Origin of the sequence: Apibacter sp. B3935 (genome assembly GCF_009827705.1) — a bacterium.
Classification (GTDB): Bacteria; Bacteroidota; Bacteroidia; order Flavobacteriales; family Weeksellaceae; genus Apibacter.
Genome location: NZ_WINL01000005.1, coordinates 1 through 18,453 on the forward strand (window position 1 = coordinate 1; position 18,453 = coordinate 18,453).

Sequence of the window (18,453 nt, forward strand, 5' to 3'; positions counted from 1 at the left end):
TACTGCAAACGCGGGAGAGTAGGTAGCCGCCGGTTTTTTAAAAGAGAAAGCTTTGTATAGGATTATACAAGGCTTTTTTTGTTTTTGATTGGGTTGTTTTTTTTGATAACCTTCTTTTTACCTGTTTATTACCATCTTCTTATTTATTAATTTCAAAAACTATCCTGGAAGCGGTTTTTTTATTTATATATTTGTTACTATAATAATAAATAAATGGATAAAGCTTTTCAATACCAAATAGAAAATAAACAAAGATATTTAGACGAATTATTTGATTTATTACGAATCCCATCTATCAGCGCGGATTCAGCATATGCTAATGACATATTAAAATGTGCCAATAGTATTTCTAATAATTTAAAAGAATCCGAATTTGAGAATGTTGAAATATGTAAAACACAAGGGAATCCGGTAGTTTATGCCGATAAAATTATTAGCTCCGATTTACCAACAGTTTTAATTTATGGTCATTACGATGTACAACCTGCAGATCCATTAAATCTTTGGGAAACCGATCCTTTCGATCCTGTAATAAGAAAATCAAACATACATCCGGAAGGTGCAATTTATGCTCGAGGATCTGCTGATGATAAAGGTCAATTCTTTATGCATGTAAAGGCTATTGAGTCTCTTATAAAAACAAATACTTTACCATGTAATGTAAAATTAATTATTGAAGGAGAAGAAGAAATAGGTTCAGTCAATTTGGGGAATTTTTTAAAAGAAAATTTGAGCAAACTTTCATGTGATGTTATATTGATATCAGACACACATATTTTTTCAAATCAAGTTCCGACCGTTACAACCGGATTAAGAGGTCTAAGTTATGTAGAAGTTGAAGTAGAAGGGCCTAATCGAGATTTACACTCCGGTTTATATGGTGGTGCAGTTCCTAATCCTATTAACGTGCTTTCTGATATGATCGCTTCGTTAATTGATAAAGACGGCAAAATTACTGTTAAAGGATTCTATGATAAGGTAATAGAAATATCTCCTGAAGATCGGGCAGAATTAAATAAAATTCCTTTTAATGAAGAAGAGTTTAAAAAATCAATCGGTTTAAAAGGGACGCAAGGGGAAAAAGGATATAACTCGTTAGAGAGAACATCTATACGACCTACCTTAGATGTAAATGGTATTTGGGGAGGTTATACAGGAGAAGGAGCTAAAACTGTTATTCCATCAAAAGCTTATGCTAAAATATCCATGAGGTTAGTTCCTGACCAAAATCCTGAGGAAATAACTGAATTGTTTACAAAACATTTTTTATCCATTGCTCCGGAAAGTGTTAAAGTAAAAGTCACCCCTCATCACGGTGGAAATGCATACGTTTTACCATCCTCAGATCCCGGATATAAAGCAGCTAAACTGGCTATGGAAAAAACCTTTAATAAAGAAGTTTTACCCTACAGAACCGGGGGGAGTATTCCCATTGTTTCTATATTTGAAGAATTATTGGGAGCAAAATCCGTTTTAATGGGATTTGGATTGGATAGTGATGCTATTCATTCTCCTAATGAACACTATGGTTTATTTAACTTTTATAAAGGAATTGAAACCATTCCCTATTTTCTCAAATTTTATACAGAAAACTTACGAAGTAAAAAATAATATTTAAAACGTAAGTAGAACTTGATTTTTCAAACATCCTTTTTTGTACTATTATATTTATGATTGAAATATTTTTGGTTTTACTATTTAGTATCATTTTTTTATTAATAGGAATATATATCGGAAAAAAAATTAAAGATTCATCCATTAATTCCGAAAAAATTCTTTTAAATGAAAAGATAAAAGTTTTACATGCCGGTTTAAGTAAAAGTGAAGAACTAAAAGAAAAAGAGTTGTTTGAAAAGGAAAAAATAAAAAAGGAAAGAGAACAATTATTGCTTGAATTAGCTCGTAAAGATGCCGATTTTGAAAACCTAATGCATAAAAATAAAGAGCAAAAATTGGAGATTGAAGAAATTCAAGATAATTTTAGGAAAGAATTTGAGATAATAGCAAGTAAAATACTGGAACAAAAAACTGAAAAATTTACAGAACAAAACAGGCATAATATAAAAACACTTTTAGATCCCTTACAAGAGAAAATTTCCGTTTTTGAAAAGAGAGTGGAAGAAAGCCAAAAAGAAAATATAGGGATCTATGCATCTTTAAAAGAACAATTACATTATTTACAAAACCAAAATTTAAGAATCTCTAAGGAGGCTGAAAATCTCACTAAAGCTCTTAAAGGAGATACAAAAATTCAAGGAAATTGGGGAGAATTAGTTTTAGAAAGGGTTTTAGAAAAATCGGGATTAGAAAAAGGAAGAGAATATTTTATACAAGAACGCTTATGTTCTGAAGATGGAAAACGGTATATTCCCGATGTAGTCATATATCTTCCTGATAATAAAAAGATGATTATAGATTCCAAAGTTTCTTTAATAGCCTATGAACGTTACATAAACAATGATAATGAAGAAGAAAAAAAACTTCATTTAAAAGATCATATAAATTCTATTAAAAAACATGTTAATCAACTTTCATCGAAAAATTACCAGGGGTTACATGCAGAAAATTCATTAGATTTTATATTACTTTTCATCCCCATTGAAACGGCTTTTTCTTTAGCTTTAAATTATGAATCATCTTTATATAACAAAGCCTTCGAAGAAAATATTGTTATAGTTACTCCATCTACTCTTTTAGCAACCTTGAAAACTATTGATAGTATGTGGAATAACCAAAAGCAACAAAGAAATGCATATGAAATAGCTAAAACTGCCGGTAATTTATACGATAAATTTGAAGGATTTCTACAAGATTTGTTACGTATAGGGAAAAAAATGGATGAGGTTAAAAATGAATATGGAAACGCTATGAATAAGCTGGTAGAAGGGCGAGGTAATATTGTCTCTCAAATACATAATTTAAAAAAAATGGGTGCAAAAGCTAAGAAAACTTTGCCTGAAGATCTTATATCAAAAGCTGAAATTTTTGAAAGTGAATCTTAATTTTCAAAAACACTCTAAAAAAAATTTATAAATAAATTGAATGAATTCTCTAAGTAATAAACAATAAAATAAATGAAAAGCAAAAAATTATTTTTGATTGTAGCACATTTTTTATCATTAACATTAATTTTTGCCGGTACCAATGAGCCTGTAGAAGAAGAGAATGAAGAAAAAAACAACAAAGAATTCAGGGCCGTATGGGTGGCAACATTTTTAAATATAGATTGGCCTTCAAAACCCGGTTTACCTGCTGAACAACAAAAAGAAGAATTTATAACCTTATTGGAGAATGTTAAAAAATGGAAAATGAATGCCATTATTGTTCAGGTAAAACCCGCATCTGATGCATTATATCCATCTAAATTAAGTCCCTGGTCGGGTTATTTGTCAGGAACGCAGGGTGTTGATCCGGGATACGATCCCCTTGAATTTATGGTTAAAGAAGCACATAAAAGAGATATAGAAATACACGCTTGGTTTAATCCTTTTAGACTTTCTGCAGCCAATGCCAATTGGAGCTCATTGGCTACTGATAATATTGCATTCAAGCATCCCAATTGGGTGGTTAGATATGCCAATCAATTATATCTAAATCCGGGTCTTCCGAAAGTACGCGATTATGTAATACAGTCCATTATGGAAGTAGTTAATAATTATGAAGTAGATGGTATTCATTTGGATGACTATTTTTATCCCTATAAAGTAGGTAAACTCGATTATCCTGATTTTACGGCTTACACTAAATATGGGGTAACTTTTGCCAGTAAAGCAGATTGGAGAAGAGACAACATTAATACTTTTGTACAAAAATTATATAAGAGCATTAAATCCAAAAATAAAGATATAGAATTTGGCATTAGCCCATTTGGTGTTTGGAGAAATCAAAATAATGATCCTTTAGGATCGAAAACCAAAGCATTACAAAATTATGACGATTTGTACGCTGATGTTTTACTTTGGATGAGAAAAGGGTGGTTAAACTATATAGCTCCTCAATTATATTGGCATCGAGGACATAATCTTGCCGATTATGCCACTTTAGTGGAATGGTGGAGCAGCATGGCTAAAGAAACAGACACCAAACTGTATATAGGAATGGCGGCCTATAGAGTCAATCAATGGAAAAATCCGAATGAACTTGTTGAGCAAGTATATTATAATCGTGAGTTTCCAGAAGTTAAAGGAAGTATATTTTTCAGTTATAAATCACTAGTAAATGATCCTAAAGGGGTTCTTACCAATCTAATATCCGGACCTTTTGCAGAATAAATTCTTTAAAGTATTAAAGTGTAGGTTTCGATAAAATCTTAATTTGAGTTGAGCAGTTTACATATCATTTATAAATCTATATAATTTGACGATAATTATGAACGAAATATATTCAAAAGCTTGGTGTTGGCAGCATAGAGGAGAACCGGAAGATTTAATTTGTAAAGAATATAAAATCAGAGAAGTTGAAGATGATGAAGTACTCATTAAAAATACTGTCATAGGACTTAATCCGGTTGATTGGAAACTGATATCATCCGGCAATCCTTCATGGGTAAAAGATCAGATTCCCGGAGTAGATGGAGCCGGTATTGTTATTAAAACAGGAAAGAAAATGAAGCGTATACAAATCGGAGCAAGAGTATGTTATCATTCTGATCTTACCCAAGCAGGCAGTTTTTCCACTCATACTATTCTTAAAGGAAACCGCATTATGCATATTCCTGAAAAACTTAGTGATTATGAAGCTGCAGCATTTCCTTGTCCCTCCTTAACCGCTTGGCAGGCTATGCAGAAAATTCCGGATATACGTAATAAAAATGTACTAATAAGTGGAGCAGGAGGATCGGTAGGATATTTTCTTACCCAATTAATTCTGAATGCAGGAGCTAAGGTTTATATAACTGCCGATCTCCAACATCATAACGAATTTTATAAGATGGGAGTTAGTAAAGCAGTCGACTATAAAAATGATGATTGGAAAAATGAAATAAAAGAGGCTCTACCCGGAAGTAACTTTGATGTTATTTTTGACACGGTTAGTGGAAATCATGCTTCTCAACTTTTAGATCTAGCAGCCTATTATGGACATATAGTTGCCATACAAGGAAGAGTAGATACTAATCCTTTACCTCCATTTTCAACTTGTGTTTCCTTACATGAAATCGCTTTGGGAGCATTTCACCGATTTGCATCGGAAAAACAAACGGTTCAATTAATGACTGATGGTGAGAACCTTTTACAACAAATCAGTACAGGTAAATTAAAGTTGAGAGATCAAAAAATCAGCAGTTTTGACCGTTTACCTTCTCATCCGGCCGAAATGAAACATACTAATTCCAGTTATAAATATCTTATTGAAGTATAGATAATTTTTTATAATAAAATAGTGTAATAAAGGATGCACACCTATTGATAAGAATATATGACAAACTATTGGTGATTATTAATAAATTATATCTTCAAGAAATATTTATTATATATAATTTCATGTTTTTATAAATATTAAGCATGTAAATTTAAATATGTCTACTATGAATTATTGCTATAAATTGTCTATAAACTATAAATAATACATCGTAAAAAGAATACGTCATCATATTTGTGTTAATTGAAGCAGGATAAAAAGTTACACATTTAAGGGAAATGCCTAAATTTGTACATTCACTAGTAATTAAAAACAATGAACCTAAAGTCTTATATAAAAGAACAAAGTATACAAGCAATTGAAAATTTATTTCAACAGAAAGTTAAAGATGTTGAAATACAAATAACTAAAGATGAATTTGAAGGAGATTATACTTTAGTGGTTTTTCCCTTTGTTAAGCTAGTGAAACAGAAACCGGAGGAAATAGCCAATAAAATAGGATCATATCTTACAGCTAAGGAAGAATTTATTGCTTTTAATGTAGTTAAAGGCTTTCTTAACCTCTCTTTAAATCCGACCGTCTTTACTAAACTATTAAAAGAAAAATATTCAGTTAAAGATTTTAAGCTTACGAAAAAGCATACTGAAAAAATAATGGTTGAGTATTCCTCTCCGAATACCAATAAACCAATTCATTTAGGACATATAAGAAATAATTTATTAGGATTTTCAATTAGTAACATATTAAAAGCAGCAGGAAATGAGGTGTTGAGAGGACAAATAATTAATGATAGGGGCATTCATATTTGCAAGTCCATGTTGGCATGGAAAAAATATGGAAATGGTGAAACTCCACAAACAACAGGAATCAAAGGAGATCATTTGGTAGGAAAATATTATGTTATTTTCGATCAAAAATACAAAGAAGAAATACAATCTTTAATTTCCTCGGGAATGGATGCAGATGAAGCTAAGAAAAAAGCTCCCATTCTTTTAGAAGCTCAAGAAATGTTGAAAAAGTGGGAAGACGGCGATGCGGAAATAAAAGCTTTGTGGAAAGAGATGAACAGTTGGGTGTATTCAGGTTTCGAGAAAACATATCAAAGATTAGGAGTGTCTTTTGATTTAGTCCAATATGAAAGTGACACCTATTTGCTGGGAAAAGATGTTATTGAAGAAGGACTTAAAAAAGGAATTTTATTTAAAAAAGAAGATGGATCTGTTTGGGCAGACTTAACAGAAGAGGGATTAGATCAAAAATTATTGTTGAGAGGAGACGGAACCTCTGTCTATATCACACAAGACTTAGGAACAGCCGTTGAAAGATTTACCCGTTATCATCTTAATGAATTAATCTATACAGTAGGAAATGAACAAGATTATCATTTTCAGGTATTGTTTCTAATTTTAAAAAAATTAGGGTATCAATGGGCAGATAAATTATATCATCTTTCCTACGGAATGGTAGATTTACCAAGTGGAAAGATGAAATCAAGAGAAGGTACGGTGGTTGATGCAGATGAATTAATGGAAGAAATGCATCAAGAAGCAGTTAAAAAAACTTCCGAATTAGGAAAATTAGAAGGCTACACCGAAAATGAAAAAGAACAAGTGAATGAACTTATTGGCTTAGGCGCATTAAAATATTTTATATTGAAAGTTGATCCTAAGAAACGAATTTTATTCGACCCTAATGAAAGTATCGAGTTCAATGGAAATACCGGTCCGTTTATCCAATATACATATGCCCGGACTTGTTCCGTGCTTAGAAAAGCCGCAAAGCAAACCTTAGAAATTAAAGATAAAGAATTAAATAAGGCAGAACAAAAATTAATCATACTTTTATCCTCTTATGAGGAACTGATTGAAAAATCTGCTGCAGATTTAAATCCCGCATTAATAGCCAACTATATATACGAAGTCTCTAAAGAATATAACTCTTTCTATCAAAGTAATCGTATCTTGGATGCCGAAAATGAATCAGAGCAACAACTGCGTTTGGCAATAACTCAATGGACCGGAAATGTGATTAGACACGGGTTAAGTTTATTGGGTATCGGGGCACCGGAAAGAATGTAGTATGTTGTATGATTTAGAAAACATATTAAAACAAAAAGATATAAATCCCACAGCCATGCGTTTATTGGTTTTAGATTATTTTCTAAAACAAAATACCGCTTTATCCTTATCGGATTTGGAGTCTGGTTTTGATTATTCTGACCGAACTACTCTATTCAGGACTTTAAAGACTTTTGAAAAAAAAGGATTATTGCATACTATAAATGATGGGCATATAACTGTTTATGCCTTATGTATGGATAATTGTTCTGAGGAGCAACATGCTGATAGCCATATGCATTTTTGTTGCAAAAATTGTAAAAAAATATACTGTATGCGGACTGTAAAAACGCCGAACATAAATATTCCTGAAGGATTTATCGCCGAAAAATTAGATATTGTTATTCATGGATTATGTAACGATTGTGCAGAGAAACCTATCTAAAAATTAACAGAAAAAGCAGAAAATTAGTAACTTTGTACACTCATGGAAAACTTTGTAGTTTCAGCCCGAAAATATAGACCTTTAGAATTTGATGCTGTTGTAGGGCAAAGTCACATAACCAATACTTTGGAACATGCCATTGATAATAATCAATTAGCTCAGGCATTGCTTTTCTGTGGACCTAGAGGAGTAGGTAAAACTACATGTGCCCGTATTTTAGCTAGAAAAATTAATGAAAAATACGGAGAGACTGATGAGAATGATTTTGCATTCAATATATTTGAATTAGATGCAGCTTCCAATAATTCTGTAGACGATATACGGAATCTGATTGAACAAGTGCGTTACGCTCCTCAGGTAGGAAAGTATAAAGTATATATTATTGATGAGGTGCACATGCTGTCTAATGCTGCTTTTAATGCTTTTTTGAAAACATTGGAAGAGCCACCTGCACATGCCATTTTTATTTTGGCAACAACAGAAAAGCAAAAGATTATTCCTACCATTCTTTCAAGATGTCAGATTTACGACTTCAAGAGAATTGAAGTTAACGATATAAACAATCATTTAAAAAAAATAGCTCAAGAAGAAGGCATTCAATATGAAGAAGATGCTTTGTATATTATCGCCCAAAAAGCAGATGGGGGATTACGCGATGCTCTTTCTATGTTTGACCGACTCGTTACTTTTACTCAAAAAAACTTAACAGTTGCATCCGTTACAGAAAACCTAAGCATTCTTGATTATGAATATTATTTTAAAATTACGGATTTAGCTTTAAAAAATGATATACCCGGATTACTATTAGCTTTTAATGATATTATAAAAAAAGGATTTGATCCACAATTATTTATTTCAGGATTAGGAAGTCATTTTAGAGATTTAATGGTAGCACAGAATCCTCAAACAATTTCCCTGTTGGAAGTAGGAGACAATACCAAGCAAAAATATTTGGAACAAGCTCAAAATTGCTCATCCAGATTTTTGATAGACGCTATTGAAATTTGCCATCAGGCTGATATAAATTTTAGGAATAGTAAAAGTCCTAAACTATCCATTGAAATAGCCTTAATGCAATTGGCATCTTTAACAGCTGGTGAATCTCCTACAACTAAAAAAAAAAGTTTAGGATAATACCACCACCTAATCATCTTCCTGCTAAGCAGGAAAATAAATTATCACCCCAAACCATAAAATCCGAGGAAAAGAAACAGATAGAAAAAGTTGGTAATTCTCAGGTGAAAGTTGAAAATAATTTACCTTCAAAACCAATTGTAAAAAGTGGAATACCTCTGGGAAATCAAACTAAAAAAGGATCATTTCTTTCAATAAAGGGATCACTTCACACGGCTTCTCAAAAAGAAGAAAAGGTAGCTAATTTAGATTTTTCCGAAAGAGATAAAGATGATTTTACTGAAGATCAAGTAAAGACTTTTTGGAATACCTATTTGGAAACTTTAAAAAACCAACCGGTTTTATATAGTGTTTTAAATACGACCCAATGCAGTGTTAAGCCGCATCATACTATTTTTTTTGAATTTCCTTCGAATTCTGCTTATGATGAATTTGAACACTTACGTGAAGATATTTTTCAAAAACTGAAAAAAGAGGTGAATAATTATTCCATTAATTTTAAATATCGAGTTAAAGAAACTCAAAGAACGATCCTTTTAACAGATAAAGATAAATATGAAAAAATGGTAAAGGAAAATCCATTATTAGAGAAATTAAGAAATGATTTTCGATTAGATTTTTAAAATTACTAAAAAATATAATGAACAATACTTATTTATAAGATTTTTACCTATTAAAAAAGAATAAATTCTTTTTTATGGAATATTAACTAAAATTTATATTCGTGTTTCAATAAATTATCGGATATTTGCAGGGTACTTATAATATTGGAAAAAATAATTTAAAAGTTATATTATTCAGTATAAAAATTAGAAGGTCAATAATAAAAATAATTAATTTTAAACGAATGAAAAAAAATAAAATCGTTACATTATTAGGTATAGTTTGCTCATTATCACTCTCTGCACAAGATAAAATTGAATTAAAAACAGATAAAGAAAAATTATCGTATTCTTTAGCGTATAATATTGTTCAAAGTTTAAAGCAACAAGATATGTTAGAAGATATAGATATTAATATATTTAATCGGGCATTTAGGGATGAATTAGCCGGTAAACCATCGATTTATCCTATGGATTCTGTAAATTCCTTTATGCAGAAATATTTTTTTAAAAAAAGACAAGAACTAGAAAATAGAAGAAAAGAACAGGGAGAAGTTAATAAAACTCAAGGCTTGGCTTTTTTAGAAAAAAATAAAAAGAAAAAAGGAGTAATTACAACTGCTTCAGGGCTACAATATGAGGTTATAGAAAAAAGCAAATCCACTGAAAAGCCCAACGAAAATGATATGGTAAAAGTTAAGTATACCGGTAAACTTCTTGACGGAAAAATATTTGATTCGACTGATAAAAATAATTCTGGTAACCCAATTGAATTTCAATTAAACAGAGTAATTAAAGGTTGGACTGAAGGAGTATCCTTAATGACCAAAGGTTCAAAATATAGATTTTTTATCCCTTCCGAACTTGCTTATGGAGAAAATGGAGCGGGTATGGATATAGGACCTAATTCTGTATTGATTTTTGATATTGAATTAGTGGACTTTAAAAAACCGGAAGATAATACAGAAAACTCAGCCAATTAAAAAAATTATATATAATTATTTAACACAATGATAAAGAAAACAATTTTGCTGGCATTAGCAGGTATCAGCCTTGTTGCATGTAATAAGGAAGCACGAAGAGTTACAAAATTAAATACCGATGATGAAAAAGCAGCCTATGCAATTGGCTTAGATCTTGCTCGTAATTTTAAAATTCAAGGGTTTGATAAAGATTTAAATGTAAATATTATTAAACAAGCCATGGAAGACAAATTTGAGGGTAAACAATTATTATTCTCAGAAGATTCCATACAATCTTTTATGACTGTTTATGTTCCTAAACATTTGGAAAAAATAGCTAAAAGAAATGCAGAAGAAAGTAAAAAATTCCTAGAAGAAAATAAAAAGAAAGAAGGCGTTAAAACAACAGCTTCAGGACTACAATATAAAGTTGAAAAAGAAGGAAACGGAGCAAAGCCAACCGATGAAGATATGGTATCCGTAAATTATGTATTGAAAACAACCGATGGTTCCGTGATTGAAGATTCTAAAAAACAAACTGAAGGTAAACCGGCTGATATTCCTTTAGCAAGAGTGGTACCCGGATGGAAAGAAGGGGTTAAATTGATGTCTAAAGGAGCCAAATATATATTATATGTACCTTCAGACTTAGCCTATGGGGAAAATGGTCCTGCGGGTCCTAATCAAGCTCTAATATTTGAAGTGGAATTGGTAGATTTTAAACCAATGCCTAAAGATATAAAAAATGAAGTGCCTATGCAGATTTCACCTCAACAAATAGATCAAATTAAAGAACAAACCCAACAGAAACAAAAGTAAATTACTCTTATAAAATAGTAGATGAGGTAGAAAAACTCTTATTTTTAATAAGAGTTTTTCTTTTTATAGAAGCGGCATTACAAATTCATTTAGTAAATTTGTGTTCAAAATTTTACATATGAAGAAAATTCAAATGGTGGATTTAATCAACCAATACCAGCATATAAAACCTACTGTAGATAAAGGATTTGAAGAAGTATTGAACACCGCTTCTTTTATCAATGGACCGCAAGTCAATTCATTTGCTCAAAATTTAGAAAAATATTTAGATGTAAAACATGTTATTCCTTGCGGTAATGGTACAGAAGCATTACAAATAGCTCTAATGGCTCTGAATCTACAACCCGGTGATGAAGTCATAACCGCTGATTTTACTTTTGCAGCAACCGTGGAAGTAATTAGCTTGTTAAAGCTAAATTCTGTTTTAGTAGATGTAGATTATGATACTTTTACTATAAGTCCGGATGCCATAAGAAAAGCCATTACACCTAAAACAAAAGCTATTATTCCTGTGCATTTATTCGGGCAATGTGCAAATATGGAAGAAATTATACAGATTGCAAATGAACACAATTTATATGTTATTGAAGATAATGCCCAAGCTATAGGTTCAGAATATACTTTTAAAAACGGAACTCGTAAAAAATCAGGAACAATGGGGATTATAGGAACCACTTCCTTTTTTCCATCTAAAAATTTAGGTTGTTACGGCGACGGAGGTGCCCTTTTTACAGATAATGATGAATTAGCACATAAAATACGCGGAATTGTTAATCATGGAATGTACAAAAGATATTACCATGATGAAATTGGGGTAAATTCACGATTGGATAGTTTACAGGCTGTGGTCTTGAACGCAAAATTACGTTTATTGGATTCCTATAATGAAAAGAGAAGAAAGGCTGCTGACTATTACGATCAAGCTTTTTCCAATCACCCTAATTTAGTTATTCCTGTAAGAATGGAAAATTATTCCACCCATGTGTTTCATCAATACACGTTAAAAGTGGTTAATTCAGATAGAGATGCTTTACAGCAATATCTTTCAGAAAGAGAAGTTCCTGCAATGATATACTATCCTGTACCTTTAAGAAAACAAAAAGCTTACGATAACGGAAATTATAAAGATGAAGATTTTCCGGCAACCAACAAGCTAATCAATGAAGTAATTTCTTTACCTATGCATACGGAATTGCAAGATGATCAGCTAAAATATATTACAGAAACGGTCTTAAGTTTTTTTAAATAAAAACGGTAAAGATCCTAAAAATAGAAAAAGCCTGAGAATATTCTCAGGCTTTTATATTATAATAATTTTTTATTGTTTAAACTTATAATATCTGGCACCCAGTAATACAGGATTTTCATGTTCAATACTTTCCAACATATATTCATTTTTAGGCGCAAGTACAGATGTTTTTAATTCTTTTTTATATAAAGCATGATAAGTATCCATATCAATAGCCTGAGTATGTTCTAATGTTTCAAACAAGTGAAGCTTTTCAGATTGAGTTTTCCATTCCTTTTCAATCATACCTTCAAACGCCTTCGATTTTGAACCGCTACCATAGGCTAAAAAGCCAAATTTTTCTCCGATAATTTCGGAATTGTTTTTTACATGATAATACAAGGTAGATAATAATCCCATAAAAATTGATCCGGTATACATATTTCCAATATTGGAAGATGCAACTTCGGCAGGAGCAAACTTTTCTTGTACAAAAGATTTATATTCCGGAGTTTTACTTATTTCCTTGAGTTTATCGGTGTATTCCTTTTCTTGAGTGGGTAAAGATTCTTTTAAATCGGAATCTAAGGCATATATTTCAGAAAACATTCTTCTCCCTTGAAAAGAATAAGGAGAATGCACAATTATATTTTTCCACTGTTGATAAAGAGTGGTTTCAATGCCTAATAATTTTTTAAGATGAAAATAGGCACCTTTTAGTCTATTCTGATAACAGGTATTCGAATATTGACCGTCAAAAATAGGTTGTTCCTTAAAAAGATTGATTTCGTCTTCTTCTATTCCGAACCAAATCGGATTATTATCTTTTTCAGTGACTTCTTTTTTAGATAAGCTTCTTTTAGGCTTAAAAAAGTCAAAAACCCCTTTTGTACTAATTCCAATTTTATTTTTAATAGAAATAATTCTTGGATTTGCAGACAATAATAAAGCTACTGCACCTGCTCCTTGTGTATATTCTCCGGTAGAATTCAGGTCATATTTTGCATAATCCGTACCTATGACTATCGCTTTTTTATCAGGATTCACTCGAATATAATCTAATGAATTATGTAGGGCATCTACCCCTCCAATACAGGCAAAAGTAAGGTCTACCACATCGCAATGCTCAAAAGAACCTTCCCCATAAAGATCTTCCATTAGGGATACCAGAAAAGAGCCGATAGGTTTGGAAGAATCAATACCGCTTTCTGTACCTATATAAATTCGGCTAATTTCTTCCGGGCGCAATCCTTCTTGCTCCAATAACTTTTTTAGAGCGTTAGCGGCAAAAACTATTACGTCTTGATGAACATCAGGAAGCGACATTTTAAGTAAACCTAAACCCTTTTCAAGCTTTGCAGGTTCAATGTCCCTAGCAATTGCTAATTCTTTTATAGGTAAATATATTTTCGGGATATCAAAAGAAAACGCGTCAATACCCACTTTTACATCATAATTCATAATATCAATAAATTCTTCACAAAAGTAGTAAAAACAAATGTATTTTAGGTTGGTATAAAGTTTTATCAAAAGGAAAAGTAACGAGTGTTTATACTGTTTAAGTTGAAAAATTTAAATTTATAAATCTTAAATATTTTCATAAAGTACCTATACAGAATAATTTATTTAAAACTATAATAAAATATCTTAAAAATATTGTATAAGAAAAGATATACAAAAAAAATAAAGTTGAATCGTCTTGGTGATATTTATCATATAATAATAACCAAAAATCAGAATAATAAAAAGAATTTTTTAAGTAATAATTATTAAAAATTTACCATTTACAAGCTGCAATATATTCCGTATTTTTGCGTGTAAAAATCATTGAGAAATGGGTAAATTACAAGAGGATTTTTTTAAATATCAAGCAAAAACAACTTTTTATGCCTCAGGTTTTGAAGTAGACAAAGCAGTAGGAAATTATATTTACGGAAAAGATGGCAAGGCATATCTGGACTTTGTAGCGGGAGTTTCGGCAAATACTTTAGGTCATTCCCACCCGAAAGTTATTCAAGCGATTAAAGATCAGGCGGATAAATACTTACACGTAATGGTATATGGAGAATATGCCATGGAAAAGCCGGTGCAGATATGTAAAATGTTATCGGAAAATTTACCGGATCCGCTCCATACAACCTATTTGGTCAATTCCGGAACGGAAGCCATAGAAGCATCCATGAAGTTAGCTAAACGATATACAGGCAGGCAAGAAATCATATCGTTTATTGATGCTTATCACGGAAACTCGCAAGGTTCCTTGAGTTTAGCAGGTAGGGATACTAATAAAAAGCCTTTTGAACCTTTATTGCCTCAAATTAATTTTATACGTTTTAATAAAGAAGAAGATTTAGCTAAAATAACCGAAAAAACAGCGGGAGTAGTAGTTGAAACCATTCAAGGGGCGGCAGGATTTATAACCCCTGAAAACAATTATTTGAAAAAATTAAAAAATAGATGTGAAGAAGTTGGAGCATTACTAATATTAGACGAGATACAACCCGGATTTGGCAGAACAGGTAAGTTATTCGCTTTTCAGTGGTATGACCTGGTTCCCGACATCTTGGCCATGGGAAAAGGTATGGCCGGAGGAATTCCGATAGGAGCCTTTATGGCTTCGGCTGAAATGATGGATACTTTAGCAGATCATCCTAAACTAGGCCATGTAACCACTTTCGGTGGTAATCCTATTCCGGCTGCAGCAGCTTGTGCGGTTATGGAAGAATTATTGACAACCGATTTGATGGATCAAGTTCACAGCAAAGAAAAATTATACAGAGAAAAATTAAAACATAAGGAAATTCTCTCCATTAACGGAAGAGGTCTAATGTTGGCTGTGCAACTGAGATCACCTGAATTTAGCTTAAAAGTTGCTGAAAGATGTATGCATAAAGGATTAATCGTTTTTTGGCAATTATACAGAAATGAATTCTTACGAATTTCGCCTCCATTAACCATTACTCCGGAAGAGATTATTAAAGGATGTGATATTATTTTAGAATCCATCGATGAAGTAGCTAAAGAATTTTAAATGGTACTAAGTTCTAAACGAATAATAATTCAAGTTTTAATTAAACAAATAACTAATCAAGTAAAGATAGTATTCTTATCTTTACTTCACAAAAAAACTAAAATTAAATAATATGGCAACTGCACACATTCAGGCAGAATTCGGAGAAATTGCAAAAACAGTATTGATGCCCGGAGATCCATTAAGGGCTAAATATATAGTGGATAAATATTTAGAAAATCCAATACAATTTAATTCTGTCAGGAACATGTTTGGATATACCGGTCTTTATAAAGGAAAAAAAATATCTATTATGGGATCCGGTATGGGAATGCCAAGTATAGGTATCTATTCTTATGAGCTATTCTCTCAGTACGGAGTTGACACTATTATACGAATTGGTTCAGCAGGTTCGTATGTTGAAGACATTAAAATATATGACGTAGTATTAGGAAATAGCGCATATAGTGAATCCTCTTATGCAAAAGTTCAGTCAGGATACGACAAAGATAAAACCTATCCGTCAGAAGAATTAAATGTATTTATTGCAAAGAAAGCAATTGAATTGAAAATCTCAATTCATGAAGCTTGTATACATTCCAGTGATGTTTTTTATGTAGAAGGAGGAACTGATTATAAAAAATTAATTCAAGATCATGGTTGCGGTTGCGTAGAAATGGAGAGTTTTGCTCTATTCCATAATGCCCAAGTTTTAGGTAAGAATGCAGCTTGTTTATTGACCATCTCTGATTCATTCATTACAAAAGAAAATATATCAGCACAGGAGAGACAATCCTCCTTTGATACCATGATGGTTCTAGCTTTGGAATCAGCTATCGGTTTTCAATAAAAATTCATGATAAATAAAGTTAAAGGCAAGTAATTTTTACTTGCCTTTTTTATGAATAGATTATAATACATTTATAAATTTAGTTAGTAGGGCCACCAACTTATCGAAGGCATACAGAGAAACTTCTATATCGTATATATCATGATATCCGCTTTTTCCCCCTAAAGTATAAATATAAAAAGAAGGAATTCCTTTTTCATAAAAAGGGCAATGATCGCTATTACAGGCACTTCCTCTGATTTTAACCTGTTTTAAATAATTATACATGTAACTTATATTGTCAAGCTTAGTAAATTGCTTAAAATACTCTTTACCGTTTACAACTTGAATTCCATCTTCTCCCGTACCTACCATATCAAAATTTATTAAAAATTTAATTTTCTTTAGATCGAACAAAGGATAATCTACAAAATATTGAGAACCTTTTAATCCTGCCTCTTCTCCGGCAAAAGCGATAAATACTATATCAAAATTGGGTTTATTTTTTTCAAAAACTTTAGCCATTGAAAGTAGCAGAGCAACACCACTGGCATTATCATTTGCACCGGGAAATATAACGTCATTAATTTTACCCAGATGATCATAATGAGCAGTTAATACAATAAGGCTGTCTGAACGTTTGCCTTTTATATAACCTACTACATTATTAGCTTCAAAATTAGGTTCAAAATGGGTTTTTATATCTAAAGTGATGGATGAAATAGTATCAGATACGGATTGATTATTAATAAATAAATTAACGGTTTTAGTCTGTTTAGGACTTAAAGAATGTATAAATTTTGATGAAGTTTGCTGTATTACCAATGGAACTGAAATATCCCAAACTTCATTGCAAATAAGTTGCGGAATCTCACGATATAATTGATTAGCCGATTCCTCCTGTAAAATCAGGTTATCCGGGAAAATTTTATTCGGAAAAACCACTGAACGGGTATTTATTTTTTCCAATTCTTTATCAATATAAGAACGGTCATTCCACTCAAATAAGCTGTCAATTACCCCCGTATTAAATATAACAGGAGAAAATGTTCCCTTTAAAGATGGCGAACCGGCACCAACCAAATAATCTGAACCTAATTTCAGTTCTTTGCCATTCACAGAAACAAAACTTTTGTCTATGATATTAATTGGATAAGAAAAGGATTGGAAATACGAATTATGAATTTTAGATAAACCAATTTTTTCAAATTGTGCAGCAATTTCTTCCGATGTTTTTTTCATTCCGTCTTCAACATAGCCTCGACCGGCAAATTCGGAAGATGTTAGTTTTTTTATCACTTGTTCCGCATATACTTTAGGCGTTTGCGCTATGGATAAATTAAAGAAAAAAATAATTAAAACAATATAACTTTTTGAAATCAGCTTGTTAGTTATTGGCATCTTGAATATAAGGTTTTGATTGATTGGATGGTATTTCAAAATTAACTCGTAAAGTATAATAAGAACGAACATGCTTTTTATTTAATATGGCCGAATTCCATCTGGCTTGTGTTTTCTTTAAAACACGAATAATTTCATCGGCACATCCGTATCCTATATCTTTTAAAATTTCAAAATTAGTAATTGTGCCGTTTTTTTCAATAACAAATTTCACAATCACTTTTCCTTGAATATGGTTGTTAATGGCTTTAACAGGATATTCAAGATTGGAAGATAAAATTTTGAGTAATTGCTTTCGTCCTCCTTCATATTCTCCTTTTATTTGAACCTGATACGGTTCATAAATGTTACTTTTAGGTAACGATGGTTTTTCTTGAGCAGAAACAGTATTATAAAATAAAATAATGACAATAAATGATAGAAACGTGTGTATGTTTTTTTTTAACATAAAAAGTGGTTTTGTTAAAATTTAAACGTATTAAATATTTATACGAGGTAAATTGGTAATAATTTTTCAAATATACGGGATAATTTTTTTTAGGTTTAAATAATTTCAAAATTTAAATTCAATCGGTGGAGAGATTTTTTGTTAACTTCTGGATCATAG

General features: G+C 31.4%; 16 protein-coding genes. 13 read left to right on the top strand and 3 right to left on the bottom strand.

What is annotated here, in order from left to right; all coding sequences use genetic code 11:
• The first annotated feature begins 213 nt into the window (after positions 1-213).
• From GFV00_RS09070 to GFV00_RS09120, 11 genes are all read left to right on the top strand, one after another.
• Positions 214-1,611: a dipeptidase gene (locus GFV00_RS09070; RefSeq protein ID WP_160557816.1), complete on the top strand. Its 1,398-nt coding sequence runs from the start codon at positions 214-216 to the stop codon at positions 1,609-1,611.
• 59 nt (positions 1,612-1,670) lie between these two features.
• Positions 1,671-3,002 carry a DNA recombination protein RmuC gene (locus GFV00_RS09075; RefSeq protein ID WP_160557817.1) on the top strand — a complete coding sequence of 444 codons (1,332 nt, stop codon included), beginning with the start codon at positions 1,671-1,673 and terminating at the stop codon, positions 3,000-3,002.
• Positions 3,003-3,074: 72 nt separating this feature from the next.
• On the top strand, positions 3,075-4,271 hold the full coding sequence (locus tag GFV00_RS09080; RefSeq protein WP_160557818.1) for a glycoside hydrolase family 10 protein: 1,197 nt from the start codon (positions 3,075-3,077) through the stop codon (positions 4,269-4,271).
• A 97-nt stretch (positions 4,272-4,368) separates the two neighbouring features.
• Positions 4,369-5,358, top strand: coding sequence for a zinc-binding dehydrogenase (locus GFV00_RS09085; RefSeq protein WP_160557819.1), 990 nt, complete (start codon positions 4,369-4,371; stop codon positions 5,356-5,358).
• Positions 5,359-5,673: 315 nt separating this feature from the next.
• The gene (argS, locus tag GFV00_RS09090; RefSeq protein ID WP_160557820.1) at positions 5,674-7,437 is read left to right on the top strand and encodes an arginine--tRNA ligase; all 1,764 of its coding nucleotides are present in this window, start codon (positions 5,674-5,676) and stop codon (positions 7,435-7,437) included.
• A gap of 1 nt (position 7,438) precedes the next feature.
• On the top strand, positions 7,439-7,861 hold the full coding sequence (locus tag GFV00_RS09095; protein WP_160557821.1) for a Fur family transcriptional regulator: 423 nt from the start codon (positions 7,439-7,441) through the stop codon (positions 7,859-7,861).
• 42 nt (positions 7,862-7,903) lie between these two features.
• Positions 7,904-8,995, top strand: coding sequence for a DNA polymerase III subunit gamma/tau (dnaX, locus tag GFV00_RS09100; RefSeq protein WP_160557822.1), 1,092 nt, complete (start codon positions 7,904-7,906; stop codon positions 8,993-8,995).
• 104 nt (positions 8,996-9,099) lie between these two features.
• Entirely contained in the window at positions 9,100-9,618 is a 519-nt protein-coding gene (locus tag GFV00_RS09105) for a hypothetical protein (protein WP_160557823.1), read from the top strand.
• Positions 9,619-9,842: 224 nt separating this feature from the next.
• Positions 9,843-10,580: an FKBP-type peptidyl-prolyl cis-trans isomerase gene (locus GFV00_RS09110; protein WP_160557824.1), complete on the top strand. Its 738-nt coding sequence runs from the start codon at positions 9,843-9,845 to the stop codon at positions 10,578-10,580.
• 27 nt (positions 10,581-10,607) lie between these two features.
• Positions 10,608-11,378 (top strand): FKBP-type peptidyl-prolyl cis-trans isomerase, encoded by a 771-nt coding sequence (locus tag GFV00_RS09115; protein WP_160557825.1) that lies wholly within the window; start codon positions 10,608-10,610, stop codon positions 11,376-11,378.
• 118 nt (positions 11,379-11,496) lie between these two features.
• Positions 11,497-12,627, top strand: a complete 1,131-nt coding sequence (locus tag GFV00_RS09120; RefSeq protein ID WP_160557826.1) for a DegT/DnrJ/EryC1/StrS aminotransferase family protein — start codon at positions 11,497-11,499, stop codon at positions 12,625-12,627.
• Positions 12,628-12,696: 69 nt separating this feature from the next.
• On the opposite strand, the gene GFV00_RS09125 is transcribed toward GFV00_RS09120, so the two are convergent.
• Positions 12,697-14,067: a hydroxymethylglutaryl-CoA synthase family protein gene (locus tag GFV00_RS09125; protein WP_160557827.1), complete on the bottom strand. Its 1,371-nt coding sequence runs from the start codon at positions 14,065-14,067 to the stop codon at positions 12,697-12,699.
• Positions 14,068-14,440: 373 nt separating this feature from the next.
• Between GFV00_RS09125 and GFV00_RS09130 the strand changes: the two genes are divergently transcribed.
• Positions 14,441-15,637 carry an aspartate aminotransferase family protein gene (locus GFV00_RS09130; protein WP_160557828.1) on the top strand — a complete coding sequence of 399 codons (1,197 nt, stop codon included), beginning with the start codon at positions 14,441-14,443 and terminating at the stop codon, positions 15,635-15,637.
• Between the two features lie 112 nt (positions 15,638-15,749).
• On the top strand, positions 15,750-16,466 hold the full coding sequence (deoD, locus tag GFV00_RS09135) for a purine-nucleoside phosphorylase (RefSeq protein WP_160557829.1): 717 nt from the start codon (positions 15,750-15,752) through the stop codon (positions 16,464-16,466).
• A 60-nt stretch (positions 16,467-16,526) separates the two neighbouring features.
• On the opposite strand, the gene GFV00_RS09140 is transcribed toward deoD, so the two are convergent.
• On the bottom strand, positions 16,527-17,846 hold the full coding sequence (locus GFV00_RS09140; protein WP_160557830.1) for a M28 family metallopeptidase: 1,320 nt from the start codon (positions 17,844-17,846) through the stop codon (positions 16,527-16,529).
• Positions 17,833-18,294, bottom strand: coding sequence for an energy transducer TonB (locus GFV00_RS09145; RefSeq protein WP_160557831.1), 462 nt, complete (start codon positions 18,292-18,294; stop codon positions 17,833-17,835). The genes GFV00_RS09140 and GFV00_RS09145 overlap by 14 nt, the downstream gene beginning before the upstream one ends.
• Between the last annotated feature and the right edge of the window lie 159 nt (positions 18,295-18,453).

Bases quoted from the DNA above. Each gene is read 5' to 3' on its own strand.
- GFV00_RS09095 (WP_160557821.1), top strand. From the start codon at position 7,439: ATGTTGTATGATTTAGAAAACATATTAAAACAAAAAGATATAAATCCC.
- argS (WP_160557820.1), top strand. From the start codon at position 5,674: ATGAACCTAAAGTCTTATATAAAAGAACAAAGTATACAAGCAATTGAA.
- deoD (WP_160557829.1), top strand. From the start codon at position 15,750: ATGGCAACTGCACACATTCAGGCAGAATTCGGAGAAATTGCAAAAACA.
- GFV00_RS09120 (WP_160557826.1), top strand. From the start codon at position 11,497: ATGAAGAAAATTCAAATGGTGGATTTAATCAACCAATACCAGCATATA.
- dnaX (WP_160557822.1), top strand. From the start codon at position 7,904: ATGGAAAACTTTGTAGTTTCAGCCCGAAAATATAGACCTTTAGAATTT.
- GFV00_RS09075 (WP_160557817.1), top strand. From the start codon at position 1,671: ATGATTGAAATATTTTTGGTTTTACTATTTAGTATCATTTTTTTATTA.
- GFV00_RS09140 (WP_160557830.1), bottom strand. From the start codon at position 17,846: ATGCCAATAACTAACAAGCTGATTTCAAAAAGTTATATTGTTTTAATT.
- GFV00_RS09080 (WP_160557818.1), top strand. From the start codon at position 3,075: ATGAAAAGCAAAAAATTATTTTTGATTGTAGCACATTTTTTATCATTA.
- GFV00_RS09070 (WP_160557816.1), top strand. From the start codon at position 214: ATGGATAAAGCTTTTCAATACCAAATAGAAAATAAACAAAGATATTTA.
- GFV00_RS09115 (WP_160557825.1), top strand. From the start codon at position 10,608: ATGATAAAGAAAACAATTTTGCTGGCATTAGCAGGTATCAGCCTTGTT.
- GFV00_RS09125 (WP_160557827.1), bottom strand. From the start codon at position 14,067: ATGAATTATGATGTAAAAGTGGGTATTGACGCGTTTTCTTTTGATATC.
- GFV00_RS09085 (WP_160557819.1), top strand. From the start codon at position 4,369: ATGAACGAAATATATTCAAAAGCTTGGTGTTGGCAGCATAGAGGAGAA.
- GFV00_RS09110 (WP_160557824.1), top strand. From the start codon at position 9,843: ATGAAAAAAAATAAAATCGTTACATTATTAGGTATAGTTTGCTCATTA.
- GFV00_RS09145 (WP_160557831.1), bottom strand. From the start codon at position 18,294: ATGTTAAAAAAAAACATACACACGTTTCTATCATTTATTGTCATTATT.
- GFV00_RS09130 (WP_160557828.1), top strand. From the start codon at position 14,441: ATGGGTAAATTACAAGAGGATTTTTTTAAATATCAAGCAAAAACAACT.